The following is a 24,966-nucleotide window of genomic DNA, read 5'->3' as shown; positions in this document are numbered from 1 at the left end:
CTTTTGAACTTATTTCTGGACCCGCCATGAGCCAATCCAGCGCTCTCGACAGTTTTCTCGACAAGTGGCGAACCCGCTGGCCGGAGTGGTCGGTTGCCGAGCCGTTCGTTCCTGCAGCGCAGCGCCACCTGACCGCGGCCTGGTTCGCCTTGCTGCAGGAATGGGAGGACATCATGAATATCCCCGGCGATCCGTTGCCGGCCGACGCCAAGCTGGCGTGGTGGCAGCAGGAGTTGCGCGATTGGTCCAGTCAACGCTCGCGGCATCCGTTGGGACGCGTGCTGGAGCCGGTGCGCGCGCCGTGGGCGCAGTTGGCCGAGACCTTGCCGACCATGCAGGTCGCACGCGCACAGCCGGCATCGCTGCAGCAAGCGCTGGACCAGTTAGGGGCCTTTGCCGAGGCAGTGGTCGCAGTAGAAGCGGTGCTGTTTACGCGCACGGTGCCAAGCGATGCCACTGCGGTGTCGGTGCAATGGCTGGATGCGCGGCAACGCGTCGCCGGCGATAGCGCCGCGCCTGGCGGTGTCACCACGGTGGCCTGGCGCACGCAGCTGTTGCACGCATGGCCACGCAAGCCGGCCTTGGCACGGCCGCATCGGGTGTGGTCGCGTCTTGCGCGGTTGCGCTTGCAGCGCGAGCTGGGCGGCAAGGCGGCCTATCCACCGCCGGTGCAGCAGTTGTGGCATAGCTGGCGCGCGGCCAGCGGCGCTGACTGAGCGTAACTGAGTCGGCCGGATGGCCGTATCGTGCAAGCGCACTGGTGCGCCGCCGGCTGGCCGGATGCGTGCCAGTTGCATTGTTGGCTTTGAGCCGATGACTTGCTGCGACCGGTTGATCGCAGCAAGCGATGCATCAGTGTGTGACTGGTGTGCTGTAGCTCAGAACATTCGACTCAGATCGGCGAATCCGGCAGCACCGAGTGATAGGCAATGAAGGCGTCATTGCATTGCAGTGGCGCGCCCGGGCCGGGTTTGCCTTGCAGCTGCACATCGTTGGGCACCGATTCCGTCAGTTGATCGTAAAAGCTCACCGGGCCGCCCTTGAAAGTGAAGTGCGTCGCCCCCGGATTACTTGCAGGCCCACCGAAATGTGGCTGCGCGAAGCTGACCTTGCCACCTTCCAGCACGACATTGTCCAGCGAGATGGTGATCGGCCGGGTGGTGCTGGCATCGCGGTATCCATAGAAACTCAGTTCGCCGCCACCCAAGGTGGTCGAACCCAGCGAATGCACGTTACTGAGCGAAATTCCGTTGAACTGCGGGATCTTGTCGCGCGTCGCCGCATTGGCGTAATTGGCATCGAACACCAACGGGCGCGCAACCCCGCGCATGCAGATGTTCTCGAAACTGATGTCGTAGACCTGCCCGCCGCGTGAGGCATCGGACTTGATGCGCAGGCCATTGGCCGAATACGGATCGCGCTGCACATCGTTGGCGTTGAAGCCGTCGATGCTCAACCCGCGCACGGCGATATGGCGCATGCCCGAATCGGTTTCGCTGCCGAGCGAGAATCCGTGGGTGTAGTAGAACTGGTTATAGGCGAACAGCATGTTTTCCGAGGCGATGCTGCGCTTGCTGTTGGCATGCGCCTTGATCGCCACGCCGTCGTCGCCGGTGCCGATGTAGGAGTACGCCAGCAGCACATTCTTCGACTGGCCGGGGTCGAAACCGTCGGTATTTTTGGCGGTTTCTGGCGTGAAGCAGGTAGCGTGCGGATTGACGTCCGGGGTGCTGCCGGCCGGGCATTGGTAGCCGGGGCGCGAATAGACCAGGCTGGGTGCCAGGATCTTGATGCCCCACGCGGTCAAGCCCACCACGTTATCGCTGATGACATGGAAATTGGGCGAGTTTTCCAGGGTGATGTCGTACAAGGTGACGTCGGTGCTGTTGTCGATCTGCAATAGACGCGGCACGTGCTGACTCAAGCCTTTGGTGACGTTGAGGTACGCAAGATCCCACCAGCTGGCCTTGCCGGCATTGGGCCCGGCCGTGAGCGTGCTGCCGCCGCGGCCGTCGATCTTGCCCGCACCGACGATGGCGCTCTTGGCCGCATCGGAGATGTGGATCAGCGGACTGCACGACTTGGCCTTGTCGCTGGTGGCGGTGCCGCAGGTGCCCAGGCCGTTGTCGTAGTCCTGCGGATTACGCGAGCCGAATAGGGTGACGCCGCGGTCGATCCACAACGTGACTCCACTCTTGATGGTCAGCGGCCCGCTGAGCAGGCCGGACTCGCCGGCATCGCCGGGGACCAGATGCACCGCGCTGCCGGCAGGGCAATCGTCGATGGCCGCCTGCAGGCGTGCGGTATCGCGTTTGGAGTGGGCCGGATCGGGATCCAGCGTGTCCAGCGAACCGGCCACCGGCACCAGCGCGGCCTTGAGCGTGGCGCAACTCTGCGTCGGCAAGCTCGGCTGTTGGACCACGCCCCACCGGGTGGAGATGCTGTGCGCGGTGTCTGGCACATCCTGCCCATGCGGTCGCGCCGCGTCGGCCTGGAAGGTCGTCATGCCGAACAAGGCGAGTGTGAGCGGCGCGATGGCTGGAAAGGGAAACGTAGGTTGCATGGGGGAGTGCTCCGATGGGGCGCGGCGGTGCAATCTGCGCGCGGCATCGATACGTTGCATGACAACTGGATGACCGTGGGGGGGAGGCACAGTGCATGCAGTGCGGGTATCGATGTCGCTACGTCGATCGCTTAGGGGAGCCGTAAGCGTGGAGCCTCGTGTCGGCTGCCGACGTCGGAGGGGCGAACTCGGCACCGCATCCCCGAAGCCAACCAACGCATTGCCTCATCCAGCAATGCGCCGCCATCAGTGGAGCGGAGACGTGCCAAACAACATCGCCTGCCGGCAGGCCGCATCACGCGGGTTGCCAACAGGCGACGAGTGCAGTGCTAAACGCAGGTTTTGCTGCGAGGCTGCTGGAGAGCGGCGCAGCTGTCCTGGCTAACGCTCAGTCGGCGGCGCCCGCACCGCTATTGCCGTGCTCGTAAAAGCGGTTTGCCGAATTGGTACAGCTGCTGCTGCAATAAGGGCGGCTTGCGGTGGAGGCATTCCAGGGCGTGGTCTTGCGGATATGGCTGCCCAGCGTGGAGTTGCGCACCGTCACCTGACCATTGGGTGAGGTGCCGTTGACGTAAGCGCCCAGATTGCTGATGCCTTCGTCCCAGGCGCGACCCAGATAGGTCTGGTTGTCGGGCGAACCGGACAGGCTGACGAAGGTGCTGTTGATGGCAAGAAAGCCGTACGCGCTGCCGGGGCGCGTGCTGGGTGCAAAGATATAGCCGCCTCGGCTGCTTCCCAGGCGTGCGCCGGTGGAGCGGATGTTGGCAGTGTCGAACACGCCGACGCCGGAGCCGAAGATGAAATCCACATCGCCATCGATGGTGCTGTTCTTGAAATACGCACGAATGACATTGGCTGCATTTGTCGCACTGATCAGCAAGGTGTCCTGGTTGCCGGTCACCAGCACATCTTCGAAGCTCGCCTTGTCGCCGCGCACTGCCAGCGCGACAGCCGCCTGGTTGTTGTCCGCGTAGGTGCCTTCGACGTAATTGTTGTCCACACGCAGATGGCGCGCCTGGAAGTCGGCCGCGCGTACCGTCAGCGTGGCGCTGTTGGACGTCCCCACCGTGGCGGCCGAGGCATTGCTGGCACACGCATGGCTCGCCGTCCCGGTGGGCTTGGGCGTGGGGTTGGCATTGTTGAAGCGGATGATGGTATCGGCCTTGGCCGCACCCAGCCCGAACAGGGTCAACGGCGGTGCATTGGTCGGCACGCACACCAGTTCGGTATAGGTGCCCGCCTTGATGCTGATGTAGCGACGCGTGGTGCCGCCTGCGGTCACTGCCGCATCGATTGCCGACTGCACGGTGCGGTAGCGCGTGGAGCCATCCGCGGCCACCGCATAGTCCGCGCTGAGCAAGGCAACGCCGGCAGTGGGATTCCAGTTGTCGGTGACCAATGCAGTGATCGGCCCGGCCTTGGCCAGCGCTTTGGCGATCGTATAAGTGCTTGCTTCGCTGCTGGTGAGCTGCGGACGTGAAGCGGTGCCGGTGAGTGCTGCCGCATCAACGCTGACAAGACTCAAGAGTGCAGCGGCGATGCAGGTCGTGCGGATGTGCGAGACGGACATGGTGTGGCGCTCTTTTGGGAAGGGACGCATACAGACACGTGGGGACGCCGCAGATGTCGTGCGCTGCGTGAGTCGTCGAGCGCGGTTGCCTGCGATGGAGCAGGCGTCGTGGTCGGGTTGGAGTTCACGTCGGTGCCGCCTGCGGTGCAGAGCGATGGTACTGCCGGGGTCGCTTGTTGGCGCCGGCGACGCCAGGCAATGTGCAGGATGTGCGCTGTGGTCACGCTTTACACCAGCTGCAGGTCGCAACGCGCATCACTAGAGCTGCTCACAACATAGCCAGCAGCCGTCAGGTGGATGCGGGCGGCGCGAATGAACTGGCGTGCACGCGCGTTGCCTGCCGTACCTTGCGCCGCTAGCGCCCGTCTGACGGCTGCGCAGTCATGTTGTTAGCCGCTCCTAGTCGTGTTGTCAGTCGCGCTTGGCCGCTGTCTCGATGCGGCTGCCTTATACCGATGCGTTGCCTGTGCGTCCTCACATGCTGTGGGCGTGCGGCCTTCCAGACTCAACGGCCCGCGTAAAAACGCGTATGTCAGGAATCGAAATGGCAGATCCCAAAGAACTGCAGGAAAAATTTTGGAAGGCCTTGAAGTCCGACCGCACCGTGATGCTGGGCCTGGATGGCGTCGAAGACGGCCATGCGCGTCCGATGACCGCGCAGATCGAGGGCGACAGCGGTGGTCCGATCTGGTTTTTCACGTCCAAGGACAATGCCTTGATCGCAATGCTGGGGCAGGGCCGTCGCGTCATCGGCGCCTTCAGCAGCAAGGGCCATGATCTATTCGCCAGCATCAGCGGATCGCTGCGCGAGGACACCGACCCGGCCGTGATCGAGCGGTTGTGGAACCCGTACGTCGCAGCATGGTACGAAGGCGGCAAGGACGATCCGAAGCTGGCGCTGTTGCGTCTGGACCCCGATCACGCGCAGATCTGGCTCAACGGCTCCAGTCTGCTCGCCGGCATCAAGGTGCTGTTCGGCGTCGACCCGAAGAAGGATTACCAGGACAAGGTAGCGGACGTTCCGCTGCGTTGACGGTTGCACGCACACGCGGCCTTCAAAGTCGCGTGTGCGTGCCGCATTTGTCCCCACGATTGCGCATCGGTACGCGACGACAGCGTTGGGATTTCGCTCGCACGGTCTTGTCGGGGTGGAACGCTTGGGTAGGGGCCGCCCGTGCGCCTGTCAGCCGTGCTGCATGCGCCGCACTGATCTGCGCTTCACCACGGCAGAACACCGAGCAGCGCGATGATCAACCACCACGGCACAGCGCGCTTGCGCCGGTGCTTCATGAGGAGAGTGACATGCAGCAGATCGAGATCGGCCAGATGGTATTCCTGCGCGACGGCGAAGTTGGTGTTGGCGCGGTGCGCGATATCCGCAACGATGGCGCCGAGCTGGTGATCAATATCGAGAACGGCGGCGATTTCGTTCTGCCGGCGTCGGTGGTGCGCGATGTGCATTCTGGCAAGGTGTTATTGGATGTGGATCGGTTGCCAGAGGATCTGCGCAATGCGCTGCGGCATGTGCATGACAGCGAGCTGCAGACCAGCACGTATGCTGCAAGCAATCCGCAGGATGGTGCGCTTAGGTAGACCCCCTGGAGGTCCATGATTGCGTCAACGCCGCGCTTGCCGCTTGGCGTTTGCAATGCGACGCGCTTGAGAGGGTCTACGTCACACAGGCCGCATCGCGCACTGTTGACCGCCTCGCGCACCGTTCGGCGAAGCGAGCGACCGGTCGGCATGGTGACTTCCGGGGGGCGTCGGGTGCTCGACTAACGTTTACCGTCGGACTTCATCCTCTCGGGATCCGACATGAAACTCGCAGGTCTGGCCATTGTCTTGTCGCTCGTTGTTGCATTCGATGCGATCGCATTCGACGCACCAGCTGCATCTGGCGCGGACGACGAGCGCGAGGTTCGAAACGCCGACACGCTGTTCTGGGACGCGTACAACGCCTGCGACATGCGTCGCATTGGCGAGCTGGTCACCGCAGACATCGAGTTCTATCACGACAAGACCGGACTCACGACCTCGCGGGCTGCCGTGGTCGATTCCTTGCGCAACGGACCTTGCGCCGATCCGACATCGCGACTGCGACGCGCGCTGATCGATGAAAGCCTGGCGCTCCATCCACTCAAGGATGGATATGCCATCTTGTCGGGCCGCCACCGTTTCTACGTGCAGCAGCGCGATCAGCCAGAACGCCTGGACGGGCAAGCCGATTTCACCACCGTGTGGAAACTCGACGACGGGCACTGGCGCATGCATCGCGTGCTCAGCTATGCGCATGCGCCCGTGGCGTACGTGCCTCCATCTGTCACCGTAATGCTGCCGGCCGCGACCCTGGCGCGCTATGCCGGCCGTTACCATTCGAAGCGTGCCGGAAATATTGTGGTCAGCATCGATGGCAACCACCTGAAACTGGTTGCGGGCAGCTTCGTGGCCACGCTCTATCCCGAATCAACCACGCGTTTCTTTGCGATCGAGCGCGATATCCGCTTCGACTTCGAAACAGACGATAACGGGTCTCCAGCCGCGTTGGCCGTTTACGAAAACGGCGTCGTCAGTGAGCAAGCGCTGCGCGAAAAATAGCGCATTGCAGGCGCCAGCCGCGCTCTCGCATCGACCGGCCTGCAGTGATCGCATATTGCATCTGGCAGGCGGCGGCAGGCGGGCAAGCACTCGTCGCTGATGAGTCGCCTTGTTGACGACCCATCTCCGATCCATCGGCCAGAGCGTTATGCATCCGGCAACAGGAACGTGCGCGGCACCGCATCGGCAGGCCCCGCTGACGGCAACGCCGGTTGTTCCGCTTCGTCCTTGAGTTGCACACCGGACAACTTACGGCGGAACGCTTCGCGCAACAGATACGCCAGCTTGTGCGTGGCGTCGGCGTAACTCAGTCCTTCGGTACGGATATTGGAGATGCAATTGCGTGCGGCATCGGTCAAGCCGACGCGTGGCGTGTAGGTGAGATACAAGCCGAGACTGTCGGGCGAACTCAGGCCCGGCCGCTCGCCGATCAAGACGATCACCACGCGTGCCTTGAGCAGCTCGCCGACCTCGTCGCCTATCGCGACGCGCCCTTGTGCAACCAACACCACCGGCGCCAGCGACCAGGCTTCATGTGCAGCCAGGGCATCGATCTGTTCGAGCATGTGCGCCGCGTGCCGATGCACGGCCAGCGCCGAGAGCCCGTCGGCAACCACCACGGCGACATCATGCCCGCCGCCATGCACAGCGGTGAGCCCGCGCAGATGCGTGGCAGCGTCGTCGGCCAGGCGGCGGCCCAGATCCGGGCGTTGCAGATAGGCATGCCGGTCCACCGCAGCGCTGTGCAACAGAATGCTGCTGCGCCCACGTTGTTCCAGTGCGGCCTGCAATGGTGCGGGGTCGAATGCCAGATGCACCGCATCGCGTGCCTGCGCATGCGCAAGCTGGAAATCCAGGTGCGCGGCAGTGGGCAGACTGGTGCCGACCCGCCCGAGTGCGATGCGCGCAGGGGTGAGCCGACGCAGTTGCGCCCAGGCATCGTGCGGGGGTGTCGTCGGGCTGCTCATTGCGGCGACTCGGTGGGGAAGTGCGACAGCGCACGGCGAAACGCTGCAGGTACCTCGCTGCCCAGTTCAAACCGGCCATCGGCGTGTAGCCGCAGAATGCCTTGCTGGTCCAGCCATCGCTCGAATTCGGGCGCCGCACGCAGGCCAAGTGCCTGACGCGCATACAGCGCATCGTGGAAAGAGGTTGTCTGGTAATTCAGCATCACATCGTCCGAGCCGGGAATCCCCATGATGAAGTTGATGCCGGCGGTGCCGAGCAGGGTCAGCAACATATCCATATCGTCCTGGTCGGCTTCGGCATGGTTGGTGTAGCAAATATCGCAGCCCATCGGCACGCCAAGCAATTTGCCGCAGAAATGATCCTCCAGCCCCGCACGAATGATCTGCTTGCCGTCGTAGAGATACTCCGGGCCGATGAAGCCGACTACCGTGTTCACCAGCAGCGGCTTGAACTGTCGTGCCACCGCGTAGGCGCGTACTTCGCAGGTCTGTTGATCCACGCCATGATGTGCGTTGGCCGACAGCGCGCTGCCCTGGCCGGTTTCGAAATACATCACGTTGTCGCCGACGCTGCCGCGCCGCAAGGACAGCCCCGCCTCGTAGCCCTCCTGCAGTACCGCCAGGTTGATGCCGAAGCTGGCATTCGCGGCCTCTGTGCCTGCGATGGACTGGAACACCAGATCCACCGGTACGCCGCGATTGATGGCCTCGATGGTGGTGGTGATATGCGCCAGCACGCACGACTGCGTGGGGATCTGGTAGCCGGTGATCACCGCATCGAGCATGCGCAACAACGTGGTGGTGGCTGCCAGGCTATCGCTGGCCGGATTAATGCCGATTACCGCATCGCCATTGCCGTACAACAATCCGTCGAGCACGCTGGCGGCAATGCCGGTGGCATCGTCGGTGGGATGATTGGGTTGCAGGCGCGTGGATAGCCGCCCGCGCAATCCCAGCGTATTGCGAAAGCGCGTGACCACACGGATCTTTTGCGCGACCAGGATCAGGTCCTGCACCCGCATCAGCTTGGACACTGCGGCGACCATTTCCGGGGTCAGGCCGGGGGCCAGCGCGGCCAGTGCGGCTTCATCGGCCTGCGCGCTCAGCAACCAATCGCGAAACCCGCCGACGGTGAGGTGCGCCACTGCGGCGAATGCATGCGCGTCGTGCTGGTCGACGATCAGCCTGGTGACTTCATCGGTGTCATACGGCACCACGGCTTCATCAAGAAAATGCCGCAACGGCAGGTCTGCCAGCGCCATCTGCGCCGCGACACGCTGCAGCTCGGAATCGGCCGCAAGCCCGGCCAGTTGATCGCCCGAACGTGCCGGCGTCGCCTTGGCCAGCAACGTTTTGAGATCGGCAAACTGGAATCGCTCACCGCCGGCCGTAAACGCAAAGCCGCTCATCTGCCGCTGGCCACGGTGGGCGTCTGGCTGCGCAGGCTCAGCACGCAACACAGCGCGCCAAACAGCAGCAGGCCGACAAAGATCAACGCCACGATCGGGTTGAACCACACCATCGCCACCAGACAGACCAACGCGAGCAACAGCGCAATCGCCGGCACCACCGGATACCCGGGTGCGCGGAAGCTGCGCTCCAGCCCAGGTTCAGAGCGTCGCAGCTTGAACAAACTGAGCATGCTCATGACATACATCACGATGGCGCCGAACACCGACATGGTGATCATTGCCGCCGTCAGCGACATGCCCTGAATCTTCACCACGCTATCGCTGCAGATTGCGGCAATGCCGATCACGCCGCCGGCCAGGATCGCGCGATGCGGCGTACGAAAGCGCGACAACTTGGCCAGCCCGTGCGGCAAAAAGCCGGCACGCGCCAGCGCGAAAAATTGCCGCGAGTAACCCAGGATAATGCCGTGGAAGCTGGCCACCAGCCCGAACAAGCCGATCCACACCAGCATATGCAACCAGGTCGAACTGTTGCCGACCACGGCCTTCATCGCCTGCGGTAGCGGGTCGTTGATGTTGGATAGCTGGCGCCAGTCGCCCACGCCGCCGGCAAACACCATCACGCCCAGCGCCAACACCACCAAGGTGAGAATGCCGGCGATGTAGGCGCGCGGGATCGTGCGCTTGGGGTCCTTGGCCTCCTCGGCCGCCATCGCTGCGCCTTCGATCGCCAGAAAAAACCAGATCGCAAACGGAATCGCGGCAAAGATGCCGGAGATGGCGGCCGAGCCGAACACATCGCTGCCGGCCCAGCCATTGGCGGCGAAGCGCGCAACGCTGAAACCCGGCGCCACCACGCCCATGAAGACCAACAGTTCGATCACTGCCAGCAAGGTAACGATCAGCTCGAAGGCAGCCGCAATCGCCACGCCGACAATGTTCAAGCTCATGAAGATCACATACGCACCGATGGCGGCGATGCGCGGGTCCAGTGTGGGGAACTGCACATTCAGATACGCACCGATCGCCATCGCGATGGCCGGTGGCGCGAACACGAATTCGATCAACGTGGCCAGGCCCGCAAGCATCCCGCCATAGGTGCCGAACGCACGCAGGCTGTAGGCGAATGGCCCGCCTGCATTTGGAATGGCCGTGGTCAGCTCGGTAAAACTGAAGATGAAACAGGTGTACATCACCGCGACCAGCACGGTGGTGACCAGAAATCCGAGCGTGCCGGCGGTGCCCCAGCCGTAACTCCAACCGAAGTATTCGCCGGAGATCACCAGGCCCACCGCAATGCCCCACAGCTGCCAGGTGCCAAGGGTGGGCTTGAGTTGCTCGTTGCGCATGTCGCACATCTCCTGCAGTCGGGGGAGGGGAGACGAAGCACGTCGGTTGCAAGGGCGTGATCGCCAGCGCGGACTGACCGTCGCCGGCAGATCGGCCGCTGTCATCGGCGATGATCGACGTTCGTCCGGTTATACCCCAAAGCCCGGCGACGGACACAAGCGCAGCGGGTAGGTGTGGCGGAACGTGGTGGCGTTCCAATCCGATCAATCGACAAGTGGGTGGAATCGCCGACAGGCCGCTGTGCGGCTGCAATCGCTGAAAGCCCCTCTCCCCTCGGGAGAGGGGTTGGGGTGAGGGTACGATTACTCAGTTAACCAGCCGCCGCCGCACCCTCATCCGGCGCTGCGCGCCACCTTCTCCCGGAGTGAGAAGGGAGATATCCGCGAGTAGTTGTGAGCGCGCACGGGTTGAGCGCTTGATGCGCAAATGCTGGCATTGACACAGCCCACAGCCCACGCATTCGATCAATCAACACTTGTGTGGACTCGCCGAGGGCCCGCTTCGCTGCCGGCAAGTGAAAGCCCCTCTCCCCAAGGGAGAGGGGTTGGGGTGAGGGTACGGTTACTCAGTTAACCAGCCGCCGCCGCACCCTCATCCGGCGCTGCGCGCCACCTTCTCCCGGAGGGAGAAGGGAGGTGTCCACGAGTGGCTGTGAGCGCGCGCGGGTTGAGCGCCTGATGCGCAAATGCTGGCCTCGCCCAATCAACACTTGTGTGGACTCGTCGAGGCCCGCTTCGCTGCCGGCAAGTGAACGCCCCTCTCCCCTCGGGAGAGGGGTTGGGGTGAGGGTACGGTTACTCAGTTAACCAGCTGCCGCCGCACCCTCATCCGGCGCTACGCGTCACCTTCTCCCGAAGGGAGAAGGGAAAAGCCGCCCACCTGGAATTACTTCCCGCGCTCAAGCACCACTAGTGGATCGATACGCACATCGAACCGCGCCGCAGAGATATCTGGCTGCCAGCATGACCACCGCGCCGCTGCGCGCCAGTGTTCCAACAGCCAGCAGAGCTACTTCCCGCGCTCAAGCACCAGTAGTGGGTCGATACGTACATCGAACCAATTCATCCCCCAATGCAGATGCGGCCCGGTCGCACGTCCCGTCGCCCCCACCGCTGCAATCACTTGGCCCTGTTCCACGCGATCGCCCACTTTGACGTCGATACGCGACAGATGCAGAAAGTTTGAGCTGATGCCGAAGCCGTGATCGAGCAGCACCGTGCCGCCGGTCAGATACAGATCCGGCGCAGCGAAGGTGACCACGCCCGCAGCCGGGGCCTTCACCGGCGTGCCGGTCGGCACGGCGATGTCCATGCCAGAGTGACCGGCGCCGGGCTGGCCGTTGTACACGCGCGCATTGCCAAAGCGCCCACTGATACGGCCCTGCACCGGCCAGATAAAGGGCTGCGCAAAATCCGCGCGTGCATCGTCGCGATCACGCGCGGCGGTGACCTGCGCTTGCTCGCGCTTGATGCGCTCGGCAATGGCCGCAGGCGGGTTCACCGTCTTGGGCGGCACGCCGTTGACGCGCTCGGTTGGCCAATCGCGCGGCGTCACCGCGATGCTGCTGCTGCGCTGGGTGCCATCGGGCAAGGTGATTTGCACCTGCAGCGGGCCGGTCGCGTCACGGCCGATGCCGAACACCACGCTGCCGTAGCCACTGACGCGCAAGGTGCGCCCCGCATATTGCACGGTGCTGCCGGCAGGCACCTTGCCGATCACCATCGCCCCTTGCGAGGCGTTGGCCGGGAACACCACGCCAGCCTCGCTTGCGGCCTGCGCCTGCACTGCGCCCGCACTCAGCATGGCCGGCGCCAACGCCAGCCATGCACCAACCAATGCTGCGCGCATCAGCGGTCGAAGGTCAGGCGCTGGCCAGCGGCACTGCCGACCAACTGCTCGCCGTCCCACACCTGCTGCCCGTTGACCCAGGTCGCGGCAATGCGCGAGCGGAACGTGGTGCCCTCGAACGGCGACCAGCCGCATTTGGACAGCACCTGCTCGCGCTTCACGGTGAACGGGGTGTTGTCGATCATCACCAGATCGGCGAAGTAGCCTTCGCGCAGAAAGCCGCGTTCTTCCACATCGAACAACTGCGCCGGCGCGTGCGCGAACTTCTGCACGATACGGGTGATCGGCAGCTTGCCTTCATGCACCAGCTCCAGCGCGGCGACCAGCGCGTACTGCACCAGCGGCAGCCCGGACGGCGCCTGCGCGTAGGGCTTCTGCTTCTCTTCCCAGGTATGCGGGGCGTGGTCGGTGGCGAGCACGTCGATGACGTCTTCGGCCAGCGCTTCGATCAGTGCCAGGCGGTCGTCGGCGTCCTTGATCGCGGGGTTGCACTTGATCAGGTTGCCCAGCCGCGCGTAATCGCTGCGGTCGAAGCGCAAGAAGTGGATGCAGGTCTCGGCAGTGATGCGCTTGCGCAGTTTGCCGTCGGCGTCCACCAGCGGGCCGGCTTCGAACAGCCCCAGCTCGTCGGCGGTGGAGATATGCAGCACGTGCAGACGGGTGTTGTGCTTGCGCGCCAGCGACACGGCCAGCTGCGAGGACTTCAGGCAGGCCTGCCGTGAGCGGATGTCCGGATGCATGTCCGGGGTCAGCGCATCGCCGTACTTTTCCTTGTACTGCGCCATCGTCGCGTCGATGGTCGGAGTGTCTTCGCAATGGGTGATGATCGGCGTCGGCGCGTCGCGGAAGATCGCGTCCAGCGTCTCGGGGTTGTCGACCAGCATGTTGCCGGTGGAGGCGCCCATGAACACCTTGATGCCCGGCGCGGTCTTGGGGTCCAGCGACTGGATTGCGGCCAGGTTGTCGTTGCTGGCGCCCATGTAGAAGCCGTAGTTGGCCCAGGCGCGCCCGGCTGCAGCATCGTACTTGGACTGCAGCGCGGCCGCGTCCAGCGTGGGCGGGTTGGTGTTGGGCATGTCCATAAAGCTGGTCAGGCCGCCAGCCACGGCCGCGCCGGATTCGGTAGCGATGTCGCCCTTGTGGGTCAGGCCCGGCTCGCGAAAGTGCACCTGGTCGTCGATCATGCCCGGCAGCACCCAGCGCCCGGCCGCGTCCACCACGGTGTCGCCGGCGGCGGGCGTGATCTTGCTGTCGATCTTGGCGATGCGACCGCCCTCGATCAGGAGATCGGCGTCGAACTCCTTGCCTTCGTTGACCAGGCGGGCGTTGATGATGACGGTTCGGCTCATGGATGAGGTCCTTTGCAACTGCAGGAAGAAGAGGGGGAAGGGGCGGTGGACGCGGATGCGTCGGGCACCGGATCGAAGCCGCCCGGATGGAAGGGATGACAGCGGCCGAGCCGGCGCGCAGCCAGCCAGCTCCCGCGTAGCGGGCCGAAGCGGCCGATGGCGGTCATCGCATACTCCGAGCAACTGGGCGCAAAACGGCAGCGCGGCCCGAGCAGCGGGCTGATGAACAGCTTGTAGAAGCGCAACAGCGCGATGAGCAGGCGTCCGATCACTTGCCAATCATATGCCACTTGCATTAATAGGTGGTTGCCGGGGGTCAGCGGGGTACGTTATAAAGGCCCGCTTTCCCGGGCCCCGGGGGAACCAAGGAAGAGCGTTTCGTGGCTGCTAAAAAACCTGCAAAAAAGGCCGTAGAGGCCGCCAAGAAGTCCGCCAAACCCGCTGCGAAGAAGGCAGCGGCGCCTGCCGCTGCAAAACCGGCCGCCAAGAAGGCGACTCCGGCTCCTGCGCAACCGGTTGCCAAGAAGGCACCTGCGACCAAGGCCGCTGCCAAGCCGGCGCCGGCTTCCAAGGCCGCAGCGCCCAAGCCCGTGAAACCTGTCGCCAAGACCGCTGCCAAGCCGGCGGCGAGCAAGGCAGCTCCGGCTGCCGCCAAACCGGCTGCCAAGCCGGTGGCGTCCAAGTCCGTACCGAAGCCGGCCCCCAAGCCGGTTCCGGCCAAGTCAGTCCCGGTCAAGGCTGAGAAGCCCGCGCCCGCACCGGCCCCCAAGGCCGTCCCTGCGAAGCCGGCAAAGCCCGCGACCCCGTCACTTAAGAATCCCGTGCCCGTTTCGAAATCTTCCGCAAAAACGCCAACCAAAACCGAAGCCCCCGCCAAGCCCGCCGCGACCCGTCCGGTCGGCAAGGTGGCAGTGGCCGTGACCGCCAAGTCATCCAGCCCGACGCCCAAGACCAAGTACAAAGTGGTCGACTACAAGAACGACGAGACCACCGGTCGACCGATCCTCCCGCAGGGCTACAAGCCTTCGGCGGACGAGGAGTACATGAGCAAACTGCAGCAGGAATACTTCCGTCAGCGTCTGCAGAGCTGGCGCAACGAGATGGTGGAGGAATCCAAGCAGACCATCGAAAACCTGCGCGAAGAAGTGCGCGACATCGGCGACGAAGCCGAGCGTGCCACGCGCGAGACCGAGAATTCGCTGGAACTGCGCGCGCGCGACCGTGCACGCAAGCTGATCTCCAAGATCGACAGCACGCTCAAGCGTCTGGAAGACGGCGACTACGGCTACTGCGTGGACACCGGTGAAGAAATCGGATTGGACCGCCTGGACGCGCGTCTGACTGCCGAGCGCACCATCGACGCCCAGGAGCGTTGGGAGCATCTGCAGAAGCAGCAAGGCGACTGATCGTCTTTCTTCGTCCGCATAAAAAACCCCGCCGTGTGCGGGGTTTTTTTGTGGGCAGTGGGTTGTTGCGGGCCGTTGTCGTGGCGCGTCGTTGCAGTGCGCCAGGCGACGCGGTGCCTTGTGGATTCGGTGGGTCCCGTCGCATCGACCGTCGCCGCGCGAGTACGCGCAAGCGGTGCAGGGCACTGGCGACCTCTGCAACCAGCGCCTCGCCAGGCTTGGCCTGGAGCGTCTGGACAACCCGTCGCGGGCACACCGGCGGAATTATTTGCAGCCGATGCCTCGCCAGGCTTGGCCTGGAGCGGCTGGACAACCCGTTGCGGGCACACCGTCAGCATTTGCAGCCGATGCCTCGCCGGGCTTGGCCTGGAGCGTCTGGACAACACGTAGCGAACATACCGGCAGCATTTACAGCCGATGCCTCGCCAGACTCGGCTTGAAGCGGCTGACAACACGCAGCGAGAAGTCATCAGGCGGACTTGGCCGCCGCGCTCAGAACCCACGTGCACCCGGTGTACCTACCGCGCCGAGCACCGACTGCGCCCGTGTTGCAGTGAGCGCAGTCGTCTTGTCGGCTGCGCTTATTGCAGATCGCGTAAGTCCAGCTTGCGCAACCGCGGCGCCTTCCAGGCCGTGGTTGCCACCACGCCCAGCGTGACGCAGCCGCCGATGACGACCGCCGGCACCAGCCCGACCAGCCGTGCCATGACGCCGTCGTAGAACGCACCTAGCTCGTTGGAGGAGCCGATGAAGATGCCGTTGATCGACGACACCCGGCCACGCATCGCGTCCGGCGTAGCGAGCTGCAGAATGGTCTGCCGCACCACCACCGACACGCCGTCGCACATGCCGTAGACCAGCAGGATCGCCGCCGACAGCCAGAAGTGCCGCGACAGGCCGAAGGCGATGGTGCACAGCCCGAAGCCGGCCACCGACAACATCAGGATGCGGCCGGCATTGCGCTGCAGCGGGTGCCGCGCCAGCCACACGCCGACCACGATCGAGCCCAGCGCCGGCGCACCGCGCAGGATGCCCAGTCCCTCGGGGCCGTAATGCAGGATTTCCTGGATGAAGGCCGGCAACATCGACACCGCGCCGCCCAGCAGCACCGAAAACATGTCCAGCGCCATCGCGCCCAGCATGATCTGGTTGGAGAGCACGAACTGCGCACCTTCGGCGATGCTGCGGAAGATCGGCGCACGTGGGCCGGCGTTGACCGGCTCGCTGACGCGCAACAACGCCAGCGCCAGGATCGCCACCAATGCCACGCCTGCGGCCACGCCATAGGCCAGGCCCTTGCCGCCCCAGCCGACCAGCACGCCCCCCAGTGCCGGGCCGATCACCATGCCCGCCTGGAAGGTGACGCTGCCGATGCTGGCGCCGCGTGCGAACGCTTCGCGCGGCAACGCACGCGCGAACAAGGCGTTGTAGACCGGCGACAGGAACGAGCGCGCCGCGCCGGTCAATGCGATGGCGGCATAGATCGGCCACACGCCTTGGATGGGCAGCCAGCCCTGTGCGATCGCCATCAACAGCAACGCGGTGGCGACCAATCCCAGGACTGCGACCATACCCAGGCGCCTGCGTGGCAGATGATCGACCAGATAGCCGGCAAACGGCGCAATGCAGAAGAACGGCAAGATTTCCGCAAGGCCGATCAGTCCGAGCGACAGCGGATTGCGCGTGATCTCATAGATGTGCCAACCGACCGTGACCGCCACGATCTGGTACGACAGCATTGCCGCGACGCGGTAGAGCAACACCAGGCCGAAGCCAGGATGGGCGAACAGCGTGCGCAGCGAGTCGGTGGGCGAGGGCGTCGGCGTGCTCACTGTTGTGCGCGTGCAGTGTCGCGAATGAAGGCCAGCATCGCGGCCACGCCGTTGCTGCGCGTCGGCGACAGGTGCTTGGCCAGGCCAATGCCGGCGATGTAGTCCGGCTCGGTGGCCAGAATTTCTTGCGCGCTACGCCCGGAATACACGCGCAGCGCCAGATAGATCAGCCCGGACACGATGGCCGAATCGCTGACGGCATGGAAGTCCAGCCGTTCGGCATTGCCTTCCGGCACGATCCACACCATTGACTGGCACCCATGCAGGCGGTGTTCTTCGGTCTTCCACTGCTCGGGGAAGGTGGGCAATTTGCGGCCCAGATCGATCAGGTACTGGTAGCGCTCGGACCAGTCGCTGAAGAAGGAAAACTCGTCGGCAATGGCGGCCTGCGCTTCGACGGCAGTGGGTTCAAGCGGGAAGGGGGTGGTGGTCATCAAAATTCCAGAATCGTTCGCAAAATCTAGGGGCATTCGGTCAAAGCCCCTCTCCCTTCGGAAGAGGGGTTGGGGTGAGGGTACGGGCGAAGCCTCGCTGGAATTCGATGCGGACTTCGTCCAGCCCTCAAAAAAGCGGTACACGCGGCTTGGCCTGCACCCTCATCCGCCCCTTCGGGGCACCTTCTCCCGCACGCGGGAGAAGAAATCTGACGGACGCAGGCAAGAGGTCAGCTGCGCTTCCAGCGCACGCCTTGCGGGGTGTCTTCCAGCACGATGCCTTCGTCGGCGAGTTGCTTGCGGATGGCGTCGGCGCGGGCAAAATCCTTGGCCTTCTTCGCCGTGCTGCGTTCTTCGACCAGGGCGGTGATGCGTGCATCGTCGCCGGCATCGGTGCCGCGCGAGAACCAGGCGGCCGGGTCTTGCTGCAACAAGCCCAGCGCCATTCCGGCACCCAGCAGCTCTGCCTTGGCGCGTTGCAATCCTGCAGGATTCTCTGGGCTAAGCCCGTCGATTGGGCCGCCGGCCGGAGCAAATTCCAGCAGCGCCCGGTTCGCATCCTTGGCAAGCTTTGCCAGCACCGCCAGCGCCAGCGGCGTATTGAGATCGTCGTTGAGCGCGTCTTCCATCTGCTCGGGAATGACAGGCTCCGCTTCGATCGCGCTGAGGCTGCGCAAGGTCCCGTACAAGCCATCGAGCCGCTTGACCTGATCGTCGATCAACGCATCCGACCAATCCAGCGGTTGCCGGTAATGCGCGCTCAGTAGCGCAAGGCGCAGCGCTTCCGGCGGATGTTTGGCGATCAGATCGTGCACCGTTTCGACGTTGCCCAGCGACTTGCTCATCTTGGCGCCGCTGAAATTGAGCATGCCGTTGTGTAGCCAGAAGCGGGCGAAGGTGGCGCCGCCATGCGCGCACTCGCTTTGCGCGATTTCGTTTTCGTGATGCGGAAACTGCAGGTCTACGCCGCCGGCATGGATGTCGATGGTCGGGCCCAGGTGCGCGGCGGCCATGGCCGAGCATTCGATATGCCAGCCGGGGCGGCCGCGGCCCCACGGCGAGTCCCAGCCGGGCAGGTCGTCGGTGGACGGCTTCCACAGCACGAAGTCGCCGGGGTCGCGCTTGTACGGCGCCACGTCCACGCGCGCGCCGGCCAGCATTTCATCAGGGTCGCGACGCGACAGCTTGCCGTAGCCGTCGAAACTGGCCACCGCAAACAGCACGTGGCTTTCGGCGGCATACGCATGGCCGTTGGCGATCAACTGCTCGATCATCGCCACGATCTGCGGGATATGCGCGGTGGCTTCCGGTTCGATGTCCGGCGGCACCACACCCAGCGCGGCCATGTCCTGCCGATAGATCGCGGCGAAGCGGTCGGTGATGGTGGAGATCGGGACGCCCTGCGCCTGCGCGGCGGCGTTGATCTTGTCGTCCACGTCGGTGATGTTGCGCGCGTAGCGCAGCGCCCCAAAGCGGCGCCGCAGCAGCGCGGCGAGCACGTCGAACACCACCGGGCCGCGGGCGTTGCCGATATGCGCGTAGTTGTAGACGGTGGGGCCGCACACATACAGGGTGGGGCTGGACGGATCGAGCGGCGCGAACGGTTCGACCCGCCGCGTCAGGTTGTTGTGCAGGCGCAGGCTCATCGGCATCTGAAAAAGGATAATCGCGCGATTCTAGCCCCTCGCGGCAGGATGGCGAACCGGCATGCCGACACCGGCGACCGGATGGGCTGCGTTCAGCCCCGGAGATCACAAGCTCCATACACTAACGTATTGCCCGGCTATGCCTTCCTGGTACTGATGCGACCTTCTCTGTTCTTCATGCTGCTGTGTGTGTTCGCCTGGCCGGCGGTCTCGGTGCACGCGGCAGAGCCGGACCCCAAGAACCGGGTCGTGGTGATCGAGAACGTCAAGCTGGACTATGCGCAAGTGCTCAATGTCGAGCCGGTCTACCAGACGCTGCGCGCCACCCGTATCGAAGAGCAGTGCGAGGCCGAACAGGCAGCACCGGTGGCGGTTGCGTCGGTCGAAGACGAGGGCCGCATCAACCGCATGGTGGATTCGGTCAAGGAGATGTTCACGCGCAGGCCCGAGCCCGCCCCGGCTGCAGTGCCGCCGACCAGTACCCGCCGCAATTGCCGGGTAGTGGAAGTGCCGCGCGAGTTCCGTCGGCCAATCGCTTTCGACGTGGATTACGTCTACAAGGGCACCAAGTACCGCTCGCGGCTGCCGGAAGATCCGGGCAACCGGCTGCGCATCCGGGTCTCGGTGACCCCCTATATTCCCGACGCCATCGTCGCGCCGCCGCGCTGAGGGGCACGGCGGTTGCGCCGTACCCGCATGCATGCGAGGATTCGCGCCCTATGCAAGCAATCCCTTTTCAGCACGACACCAGCGCAGCCCGGATGGCCTCCGGCATGACTTCGCGTGCCCGCCGACCGGAATCCCACATTTTCGCTGGGTAACCGGGGCGTTTTGCTGTCCGTTCTGAAAACCCAGCCCACCGGCTGGGTTTTTTCGTTCTGGCGTCACAAAAGTTTCAACCGCAAGAAACGCGCATGTCGCGCACCCCGTCGCTCCTGGCGGACCACGCAGCAGAAGCACGCAGCAAAGGATCGATCGATGTCACTGAAGCACTTCTTGAACACCCAGGACTGGAGCCGCGCCGAACTGGACGCGTTGTTGACCCAGGCCGCATTGTTCAAACGCAACAAGCTGGGAAGCGAGCTGAAGGGCAAGTCGATCGCGCTGGTGTTTTTCAACCCGTCCATGCGCACGCGGACCAGCTTCGAGCTGGGTGCGTTCCAGCTGGGCGGGCATGCGGTGGTGTTGCAGCCGGGCAAGGATGCCTGGCCGATCGAGTTCAACCTGGGCACGGTGATGGACGGCGACACCGAGGAGCACATTGCCGAAGTGGCGCGCGTGCTTGGCCGCTATGTCGATCTGATCGGCGTGCGCGCGTTTCCCAAGTTCGTCGACTGGTCCAAGGACCGCGAAGATCAGGTGCTGAAGAGCTTCGCCAAGTATTCGCCGGTGCCGGTGATCAATATGGAGACCATCACTCACCCGTGCCAGGAGCTGGCGCACGCGATGGCGTTGCAGGAACACTTCGGCACGCAGGATCTGCGCGGCAAAAAGTACGTGCTGACCTGGACCTATCACCCCAAGCCGCTCAACACCGCGGTGGCCAATTCCGCGTTGACGATTGCCACGCGCATGGGCATGGACGTGACCTTGCTGTGCCCGACGCCGGACTACATCCTGGATCAGCGTTACATGGACTGGGCGGCGCAGAACGTGGCCGAAAGCGGCGGCTCGCTGCAGGTGAGCCACGACATCGCAAGCGCCTACAGCGGCGCCGATGTCGTCTACGCCAAGAGCTGGGGCGCGCTGCCGTTCTTCGGCAACTGGGAGCCGGAAAAGCCGATCCGCGACCAGTACCAGCACTTCATCGTCGACGAAGCCAAGATGGCGCTGACCAACAACGGCGTGTTCTCGCACTGCCTGCCGCTGCGTCGCAACGTCAAGGCGACCGACGCGGTGATGGATTCGCCCAACTGCATCGCCATCGACGAGGCGGAAAACCGCCTGCATGTGCAGAAGGCGATCATGGCGGCGCTTGCTTCGCAAGCGGGAATCGGGAATCGGGAATAGAGAATCGCAACAGCAACACCCTTGGCCCCCACATTTACGTACTAAGGAACAATGATGAGCACTGCTTCCATCAATCCCGAATCCCCAATCACGACTCCCAGCACCAAAGATATCGTTCTCGCTTTTTCCGGTGGCCTCGATACCAGCTTCTGCATCCCGTATCTGCAGGAGCGCGGCTATGCGGTGCACACGGTGTTCGCCGACACCGGCGGTGTGGATGCCGACGAGCGCGACTTCATCGAGAAGCGTGCCGCCGAGCTCGGTGCGGCCAGCCATGTCACCGTTGATGGTGGCCCGGCCATCTGGGAAGGCTTCGTCAAGCCGTTCGTATGGGCGGGCGAGGGTTACCAGGGCCAGTACCCGTTGCTGGTGTCCGACCGCTATCTGATTGTCGATGCCGCGCTCAAGCGCGCCGAAGAGCTGGGCACGCGCATCATTGCGCACGGCTGCACCGGCATGGGCAACGACCAAGTGCGTTTCGACCTGGCGGTGAAGGCATTGGGCGATTACCAGATCGTCGCGCCGATCCGTGAAATCCAGAAAGAACACACCCAGACCCGCGCCTATGAGCAGAAGTATCTGGAAGCGCGCGGCTTCGGCGTGCGTGCCAAGCAGCAGGCTTACACCATCAACGAGAACCTGCTGGGCCTGACCATGTCCGGCGGCGAGATCGACCGTTGGGAAGCGCCGGGCGAGGGCGCACGTGGCTGGTGCGCGCCGCGCAGTGCGTGGCCGACCGAAGCATTGACGGTGACCTTGAAGTTCGTCGAAGGCGAAGCGGTGGAACTGGATGGCAAGCCGCTGCCGGGCGCCAAGATCCTGGCCAAGCTCAACACCTTGTTCGCGCAGTACGGCGTGGGCCGTGGCGTGTACACCGGCGACACCGTGATCGGCTTGAAGGGCCGCATCGTGTTCGAAGCGCCGGGCCTGATCTCGCTGCTCACCGCGCACCGTGCGCTGGAAGATGCGGTACTGACCAAGCAGCAGAACCGCTTCAAGCCGGACGTGGCGCGCAAGTGGGTGGAGCTGGTGTATGAAGGCTTCTATCACGACCCGCTCAAGACCGATATCGAAGCGTTTTTGAAGTCCTCGCAGTCCAAGGTCAACGGCGAAGTGACGCTGGAAACCCGCGGCGGCCGCGTCGATGCGGTGGCGGTGCGTTCGCCGCACCTGCTCAACACCAAGGGCGCGACCTACGCGCAGTCGGCCGATTGGGGCGTGGAAGAGGCAGAAGGCTTCATCAAGCTGTTCGGCATGAGCTCCACGCTGTACGCGCAAGTCAACCGCTGAGGCGATCGCCGCGTCGGCAACCCGCAGCTTCCTTCTCCCGCGTGCGGGAGAAGGTGGCGCATAGCGCCGGATGAGCGCGGCCTGACGCATGCCCCCATCCGCCCTGTCGGGCACCTTCCCCCGCACGCGGGAGAAGGGCTAGATGGGCTTAGAAAGACCAACCATACGCTGCCCGACGCAATCAAGACGCGATCAATGACCACACTGCTCGACAACACACTGACGCATCTACAGGCACTGGTGTCCTTCGACACCCGCAATCCGCCGCGGGCGATCGCTGCCGAGGGCGGCATCTTCGATTACCTGCGCGCGCAGCTGCCCGGTTTCCAGGTCGAGGTGATCGATCACGGCGCCGGTGCGGTGAGCCTGTACGCGGTGCGCGGCACGCCAACGTATCTGTTCAACGTGCATCTGGACACGGTGCCGGATTCGCCGCATTGGAGCGCCGACCCGCACGTGATGCGGTGCACCGAGGACCGGGTGATCGGTTTGGGCGTGTGCGATATCAAGGGCGCGGCGGCGGCGTTGGTGGCTGCGGCCACTGCCGGTGATGGCGATGCGGCGTTCCTGTTTTCTTCCGACGAAGAGGCCAACGACCCGCGTTGCATCGCTGCATTTCTGGCGCGTGGGTTGCCATACGAGGCGGTGCTGGTGGCCGAGCCGACGATGAGCGAAGCAGTGCTGGCGCATCGCGGCATCAGTTCGGTGTTGATGCGCTTTGCCGGCCGTGCCGGGCATGCGTCGGGCAAGCAGGATCCGTCCGCAAGTGCCTTGCACCAGGCGATGCGGTGGGGTGGCAAGGCACTGGACCATGTCGAGTCGTTGGCGCACGCACGCTTCGGCGGTTTGACCGGCTTGCGCTTCAATATCGGCCGCGTTGATGGTGGCATCAAGGCCAACATGATCGCGCCGGCCGCCGAGCTGCGCTTCGGCTTTCGTCCGTTGCCGTCGATGGACGTGGACGGCTTGCTGGCCACGTTTGCCGGCTTTGCCGATCCTGCGGCAGCGCACTTCGAAGAAACCTTTCGTGGCCCCAGTTTGCCGTCGGGCGACATTGCGCGCGCCGAAGAACGCCGCCTGGCCGCACGCGATGTGGCTGATGCGCTGGATCTACCGATCGGCAACGCGGTGGACTTCTGGACCGAAGCCTCGCTGTTTTCGGCCGGCGGCTATACCGCGCTGGTCTATGGCCCGGGCGACATCGCCCAGGCGCACACCGCCGACGAATTTGTGACGCTGGAGCAATTGCAGCGTTACGCCGAATCGGTCAATCGCATCATCAACGGCGCGCACTGACGCCGATTCCTGCGCCTGGCGCATCCTTCTCCTCTTTCGATCACGGCAATGTCCCTCTCCGCACAGCCCCACAAACAGACCCGCCAGACCATCGTGCGCCTGCTTTCGAGCATGGCCAGCGCCAAGGAAATCAGCCAGTACCTCAAGCGCTTTTCGCAGCTGGACGCCAAGCGCTTTGCGGTGGTCAAGGTGGGCGGCGCAGTGCTGCGCGACGACCTGGACGCGCTGACGTCGTCGTTGTCGTTTCTGCAGGAAGTGGGCTTGACCCCGATCGTGCTGCATGGCGCCGGCCCGCAGCTGGATGCCGAGCTGTCTGCAGCGGGCATCGAAAAGCAGACCGTCAACGGCTTGCGGGTGACCTCGCCGCAAGCGCTGGCGATCGTGCGCAAGGTGTTCCAGGCGTCCAACCTCAAGCTGGTGGAAGCGCTGCAGCAGAACGGTGCGCGTGCGACATCGATCACCGGCGGCGTATTCGAAGCGGAGTATCTGGATCGCGACACCTACGGCCTGGTCGGTGAGGTCAAGGCGGTGAATCTGGCGCCGATAGAGGCCAGCCTGCAGGCCGGTTCGATCCCGGTGATCACCAGCCTGGGCGAAACCCCGAGCGGGCAGATCCTCAACATCAATGCGGATTTTGCCGCCAACGAACTGGTGCAGGAACTGCAGCCGTACAAGATCATCTTCCTCACTGGCACCGGCGGGCTGCTGGATGCCGATGGCAAGCTGATCGATTCGATCAACCTGTCCACCGAATACGATCACCTGATGCAGCAGCCGTGGATCAATGGCGGCATGCGCGTCAAGATCGAACAGATCAAGGATCTGCTCGATCGCCTGCCGCTGGAATCGTCGGTGTCGATCACCCGGCCGGCGGACCTGGCCAAGGAATTGTTCACCCATAAGGGCTCGGGCACGCTGGTGCGGCGGGGCGAGCGCGTGCTGCGCGCGACCTCATGGGATGAGCTGGATCTGCCGCGGTTGACGTCGCTGATCGAATCCAGCTTCGGCCGCACACTGGTGCCGGATTATTTCGCCAACACCACGCTGTTGCGCGCTTACGTCAGCGAGAACTATCGCGCTGCGGTGATTCTCACCGACGAAGGCCAGTTCGGTGCAGGCAGGCTGACCTATCTGGACAAGTTCGCCGTGCTCGACGATGCGCAAGGCGAAGGCCTGGGCCGTGCGGTATGGAATGTGATGCGCGAAGAAACACCGCAGCTGTTCTGGCGCTCGCGTCACAACAACCAGGTCAACATCTTCTACTACGCCGAATCCGACGGCTGCATCAAGCAGGAAAAGTGGAAGGTGTTCTGGTACGGGCTGGAGAATTTCGAACAGATCCAGCACTGCGTAGCGCACTGCGCAACGCGTCAGCCGACGTTGCTGGGCTGAGCGCA

General features: G+C 64.1%; 22 protein-coding genes and 1 other RNA gene. 10 read left to right on the top strand and 13 right to left on the bottom strand.

What is annotated here, in order from left to right; translation table 11 throughout:
- Positions 1-26: 26 nt before the first annotated feature.
- Positions 27-716, top strand: a complete 690-nt coding sequence (locus ACZZ0O_RS18075; protein WP_463591442.1) for a phytoene/squalene synthase family protein — start codon at positions 27-29, stop codon at positions 714-716.
- Positions 717-892: 176 nt separating this feature from the next.
- On the opposite strand, the gene ACZZ0O_RS18070 is transcribed toward ACZZ0O_RS18075, so the two are convergent.
- From ACZZ0O_RS18070 to ACZZ0O_RS18060, 3 genes are all read right to left on the bottom strand, one after another.
- On the bottom strand, positions 893-2,563 hold the full coding sequence (locus ACZZ0O_RS18070) for a glycoside hydrolase family 28 protein (RefSeq protein WP_463591441.1): 1,671 nt from the start codon (positions 2,561-2,563) through the stop codon (positions 893-895).
- Between the two features lie 388 nt (positions 2,564-2,951).
- Positions 2,952-4,133: a putative acyl-CoA thioester hydrolase gene (locus ACZZ0O_RS18065; RefSeq protein ID WP_115562232.1), complete on the bottom strand. Its 1,182-nt coding sequence runs from the start codon at positions 4,131-4,133 to the stop codon at positions 2,952-2,954.
- 265 nt (positions 4,134-4,398) lie between these two features.
- Positions 4,399-4,472: non-coding RNA, sX9 sRNA (locus tag ACZZ0O_RS18060), on the bottom strand.
- Positions 4,473-4,662: 190 nt separating this feature from the next.
- Between ACZZ0O_RS18060 and ACZZ0O_RS18055 the strand changes: the two genes are divergently transcribed.
- The 3 genes from ACZZ0O_RS18055 to ACZZ0O_RS18045 all read left to right on the top strand — a co-directional run bounded on the left by ACZZ0O_RS18055 (position 4,663) and on the right by ACZZ0O_RS18045 (position 6,728).
- Complete coding sequence (locus ACZZ0O_RS18055) at positions 4,663-5,166, top strand: pyridoxamine 5'-phosphate oxidase family protein (RefSeq protein ID WP_193552451.1); 504 nt, start codon at positions 4,663-4,665, stop codon at positions 5,164-5,166.
- A 269-nt stretch (positions 5,167-5,435) separates the two neighbouring features.
- Entirely contained in the window at positions 5,436-5,726 is a 291-nt protein-coding gene (locus ACZZ0O_RS18050; protein ID WP_463592487.1) for a hypothetical protein, read from the top strand.
- Between the two features lie 222 nt (positions 5,727-5,948).
- Positions 5,949-6,728: a nuclear transport factor 2 family protein gene (locus tag ACZZ0O_RS18045; protein ID WP_463591440.1), complete on the top strand. Its 780-nt coding sequence runs from the start codon at positions 5,949-5,951 to the stop codon at positions 6,726-6,728.
- A 146-nt stretch (positions 6,729-6,874) separates the two neighbouring features.
- Here the strand turns inward: ACZZ0O_RS18045 and eutC are convergent, their stop codons facing one another.
- The 7 genes from eutC to ACZZ0O_RS18010 form a co-directional block, all read right to left on the bottom strand.
- The gene (gene eutC, locus ACZZ0O_RS18040; RefSeq protein WP_463591439.1) at positions 6,875-7,696 is read right to left on the bottom strand and encodes an ethanolamine ammonia-lyase subunit EutC; all 822 of its coding nucleotides are present in this window, start codon (positions 7,694-7,696) and stop codon (positions 6,875-6,877) included.
- A complete protein-coding gene (locus tag ACZZ0O_RS18035; RefSeq protein WP_463591438.1) occupies positions 7,693-9,105 on the bottom strand; it encodes an ethanolamine ammonia-lyase subunit EutB in 1,413 nt (470 codons plus the stop codon). The genes eutC and ACZZ0O_RS18035 overlap by 4 nt, the downstream gene beginning before the upstream one ends.
- On the bottom strand, positions 9,102-10,466 hold the full coding sequence (eat, locus tag ACZZ0O_RS18030; RefSeq protein ID WP_463591437.1) for an ethanolamine permease: 1,365 nt from the start codon (positions 10,464-10,466) through the stop codon (positions 9,102-9,104). The genes ACZZ0O_RS18035 and eat overlap by 4 nt, the downstream gene beginning before the upstream one ends.
- Before the next feature lie 1,000 nt (positions 10,467-11,466).
- The gene (locus tag ACZZ0O_RS18025; RefSeq protein ID WP_463591436.1) at positions 11,467-12,306 is read right to left on the bottom strand and encodes a M23 family metallopeptidase; all 840 of its coding nucleotides are present in this window, start codon (positions 12,304-12,306) and stop codon (positions 11,467-11,469) included.
- Positions 12,306-13,655 carry a dihydroorotase gene (locus ACZZ0O_RS18020; RefSeq protein ID WP_115513159.1) on the bottom strand — a complete coding sequence of 450 codons (1,350 nt, stop codon included), beginning with the start codon at positions 13,653-13,655 and terminating at the stop codon, positions 12,306-12,308. The genes ACZZ0O_RS18025 and ACZZ0O_RS18020 overlap by 1 nt, the downstream gene beginning before the upstream one ends.
- Positions 13,652-13,951 (bottom strand): membrane protein insertion efficiency factor YidD, encoded by a 300-nt coding sequence (gene yidD, locus ACZZ0O_RS18015; RefSeq protein WP_323522676.1) that lies wholly within the window; start codon positions 13,949-13,951, stop codon positions 13,652-13,654. The genes ACZZ0O_RS18020 and yidD overlap by 4 nt, the downstream gene beginning before the upstream one ends.
- 20 nt (positions 13,952-13,971) lie before the next feature.
- On the bottom strand, positions 13,972-14,583 hold the full coding sequence (locus ACZZ0O_RS18010; protein ID WP_055852042.1) for a hypothetical protein: 612 nt from the start codon (positions 14,581-14,583) through the stop codon (positions 13,972-13,974).
- Between the two features lie 115 nt (positions 14,584-14,698).
- Here ACZZ0O_RS18010 and dksA point away from each other — a divergent pair, with 115 nt between their 5' ends.
- Positions 14,699-15,061 (top strand): RNA polymerase-binding protein DksA, encoded by a 363-nt coding sequence (gene dksA, locus ACZZ0O_RS18005; protein WP_267191048.1) that lies wholly within the window; start codon positions 14,699-14,701, stop codon positions 15,059-15,061.
- Between the two features lie 581 nt (positions 15,062-15,642).
- Here dksA and ACZZ0O_RS18000 read toward each other — a convergent pair.
- From ACZZ0O_RS18000 to cysS, 3 genes are all read right to left on the bottom strand, one after another.
- Positions 15,643-16,893: an MFS transporter gene (locus tag ACZZ0O_RS18000; RefSeq protein WP_055852050.1), complete on the bottom strand. Its 1,251-nt coding sequence runs from the start codon at positions 16,891-16,893 to the stop codon at positions 15,643-15,645.
- Positions 16,890-17,327, bottom strand: a complete 438-nt coding sequence (locus ACZZ0O_RS17995; RefSeq protein ID WP_055852053.1) for a SufE family protein — start codon at positions 17,325-17,327, stop codon at positions 16,890-16,892. The genes ACZZ0O_RS18000 and ACZZ0O_RS17995 overlap by 4 nt, the downstream gene beginning before the upstream one ends.
- Positions 17,328-17,557: 230 nt before the next feature.
- Positions 17,558-18,973 carry a cysteine--tRNA ligase gene (cysS, locus tag ACZZ0O_RS17990; RefSeq protein WP_463591435.1) on the bottom strand — a complete coding sequence of 472 codons (1,416 nt, stop codon included), beginning with the start codon at positions 18,971-18,973 and terminating at the stop codon, positions 17,558-17,560.
- 177 nt (positions 18,974-19,150) lie between these two features.
- Here cysS and ACZZ0O_RS17985 point away from each other — a divergent pair, with 177 nt between their 5' ends.
- The 5 genes from ACZZ0O_RS17985 to ACZZ0O_RS17965 all read left to right on the top strand — a co-directional run bounded on the left by ACZZ0O_RS17985 (position 19,151) and on the right by ACZZ0O_RS17965 (position 24,961).
- Positions 19,151-19,642 (top strand): hypothetical protein, encoded by a 492-nt coding sequence (locus tag ACZZ0O_RS17985; protein ID WP_055852058.1) that lies wholly within the window; start codon positions 19,151-19,153, stop codon positions 19,640-19,642.
- Positions 19,643-19,951: 309 nt separating this feature from the next.
- Positions 19,952-20,983 (top strand): N-acetylornithine carbamoyltransferase, encoded by a 1,032-nt coding sequence (locus tag ACZZ0O_RS17980; protein WP_115553918.1) that lies wholly within the window; start codon positions 19,952-19,954, stop codon positions 20,981-20,983.
- Positions 20,984-21,034: 51 nt separating this feature from the next.
- Complete coding sequence (locus ACZZ0O_RS17975; RefSeq protein ID WP_193589298.1) at positions 21,035-22,273, top strand: argininosuccinate synthase; 1,239 nt, start codon at positions 21,035-21,037, stop codon at positions 22,271-22,273.
- A 195-nt stretch (positions 22,274-22,468) separates the two neighbouring features.
- Positions 22,469-23,569, top strand: a complete 1,101-nt coding sequence (locus tag ACZZ0O_RS17970) for an acetylornithine deacetylase (protein WP_463591434.1) — start codon at positions 22,469-22,471, stop codon at positions 23,567-23,569.
- 48 nt (positions 23,570-23,617) lie between these two features.
- Positions 23,618-24,961 (top strand): acetylglutamate kinase, encoded by a 1,344-nt coding sequence (locus ACZZ0O_RS17965; RefSeq protein WP_115513153.1) that lies wholly within the window; start codon positions 23,618-23,620, stop codon positions 24,959-24,961.
- The last annotated feature ends 5 nt before the right edge of the window (positions 24,962-24,966 follow it).

This window comes from Xanthomonas sp. AC360 (assembly GCF_979258225.1).
This window is presented reverse-complemented; position numbering and strand designations above follow the sequence as displayed.

What these genes read in the sequence shown, in the direction of transcription:
- ACZZ0O_RS18075 (WP_463591442.1), top strand. Translation starts at nt 27, where the DNA reads ATGAGCCAATCCAGCGCTCTCGACAGTTTTCTCGACAAGTGGCGAACC.
- ACZZ0O_RS18070 (WP_463591441.1), bottom strand. Translation starts at nt 2,563, where the DNA reads ATGCAACCTACGTTTCCCTTTCCAGCCATCGCGCCGCTCACACTCGCC.
- ACZZ0O_RS18065 (WP_115562232.1), bottom strand. Translation starts at nt 4,133, where the DNA reads ATGTCCGTCTCGCACATCCGCACGACCTGCATCGCCGCTGCACTCTTG.
- ACZZ0O_RS18055 (WP_193552451.1), top strand. Translation starts at nt 4,663, where the DNA reads ATGTCAGGAATCGAAATGGCAGATCCCAAAGAACTGCAGGAAAAATTT.
- ACZZ0O_RS18050 (WP_463592487.1), top strand. Translation starts at nt 5,436, where the DNA reads ATGCAGCAGATCGAGATCGGCCAGATGGTATTCCTGCGCGACGGCGAA.
- ACZZ0O_RS18045 (WP_463591440.1), top strand. Translation starts at nt 5,949, where the DNA reads ATGAAACTCGCAGGTCTGGCCATTGTCTTGTCGCTCGTTGTTGCATTC.
- eutC (WP_463591439.1), bottom strand. Translation starts at nt 7,696, where the DNA reads ATGAGCAGCCCGACGACACCCCCGCACGATGCCTGGGCGCAACTGCGT.
- ACZZ0O_RS18035 (WP_463591438.1), bottom strand. Translation starts at nt 9,105, where the DNA reads ATGAGCGGCTTTGCGTTTACGGCCGGCGGTGAGCGATTCCAGTTTGCC.
- eat (WP_463591437.1), bottom strand. Translation starts at nt 10,466, where the DNA reads ATGTGCGACATGCGCAACGAGCAACTCAAGCCCACCCTTGGCACCTGG.
- ACZZ0O_RS18025 (WP_463591436.1), bottom strand. Translation starts at nt 12,306, where the DNA reads ATGCGCGCAGCATTGGTTGGTGCATGGCTGGCGTTGGCGCCGGCCATG.
- ACZZ0O_RS18020 (WP_115513159.1), bottom strand. Translation starts at nt 13,655, where the DNA reads ATGAGCCGAACCGTCATCATCAACGCCCGCCTGGTCAACGAAGGCAAG.
- yidD (WP_323522676.1), bottom strand. Translation starts at nt 13,951, where the DNA reads ATGCAAGTGGCATATGATTGGCAAGTGATCGGACGCCTGCTCATCGCG.
- dksA (WP_267191048.1), top strand. Translation starts at nt 14,699, where the DNA reads ATGAGCAAACTGCAGCAGGAATACTTCCGTCAGCGTCTGCAGAGCTGG.
- ACZZ0O_RS17995 (WP_055852053.1), bottom strand. Translation starts at nt 17,327, where the DNA reads ATGACCACCACCCCCTTCCCGCTTGAACCCACTGCCGTCGAAGCGCAG.
- cysS (WP_463591435.1), bottom strand. Translation starts at nt 18,973, where the DNA reads ATGAGCCTGCGCCTGCACAACAACCTGACGCGGCGGGTCGAACCGTTC.
- ACZZ0O_RS17985 (WP_055852058.1), top strand. Translation starts at nt 19,151, where the DNA reads ATGCTGCTGTGTGTGTTCGCCTGGCCGGCGGTCTCGGTGCACGCGGCA.
- ACZZ0O_RS17980 (WP_115553918.1), top strand. Translation starts at nt 19,952, where the DNA reads ATGTCACTGAAGCACTTCTTGAACACCCAGGACTGGAGCCGCGCCGAA.
- ACZZ0O_RS17975 (WP_193589298.1), top strand. Translation starts at nt 21,035, where the DNA reads ATGATGAGCACTGCTTCCATCAATCCCGAATCCCCAATCACGACTCCC.
- ACZZ0O_RS17970 (WP_463591434.1), top strand. Translation starts at nt 22,469, where the DNA reads ATGACCACACTGCTCGACAACACACTGACGCATCTACAGGCACTGGTG.
- ACZZ0O_RS17965 (WP_115513153.1), top strand. Translation starts at nt 23,618, where the DNA reads ATGTCCCTCTCCGCACAGCCCCACAAACAGACCCGCCAGACCATCGTG.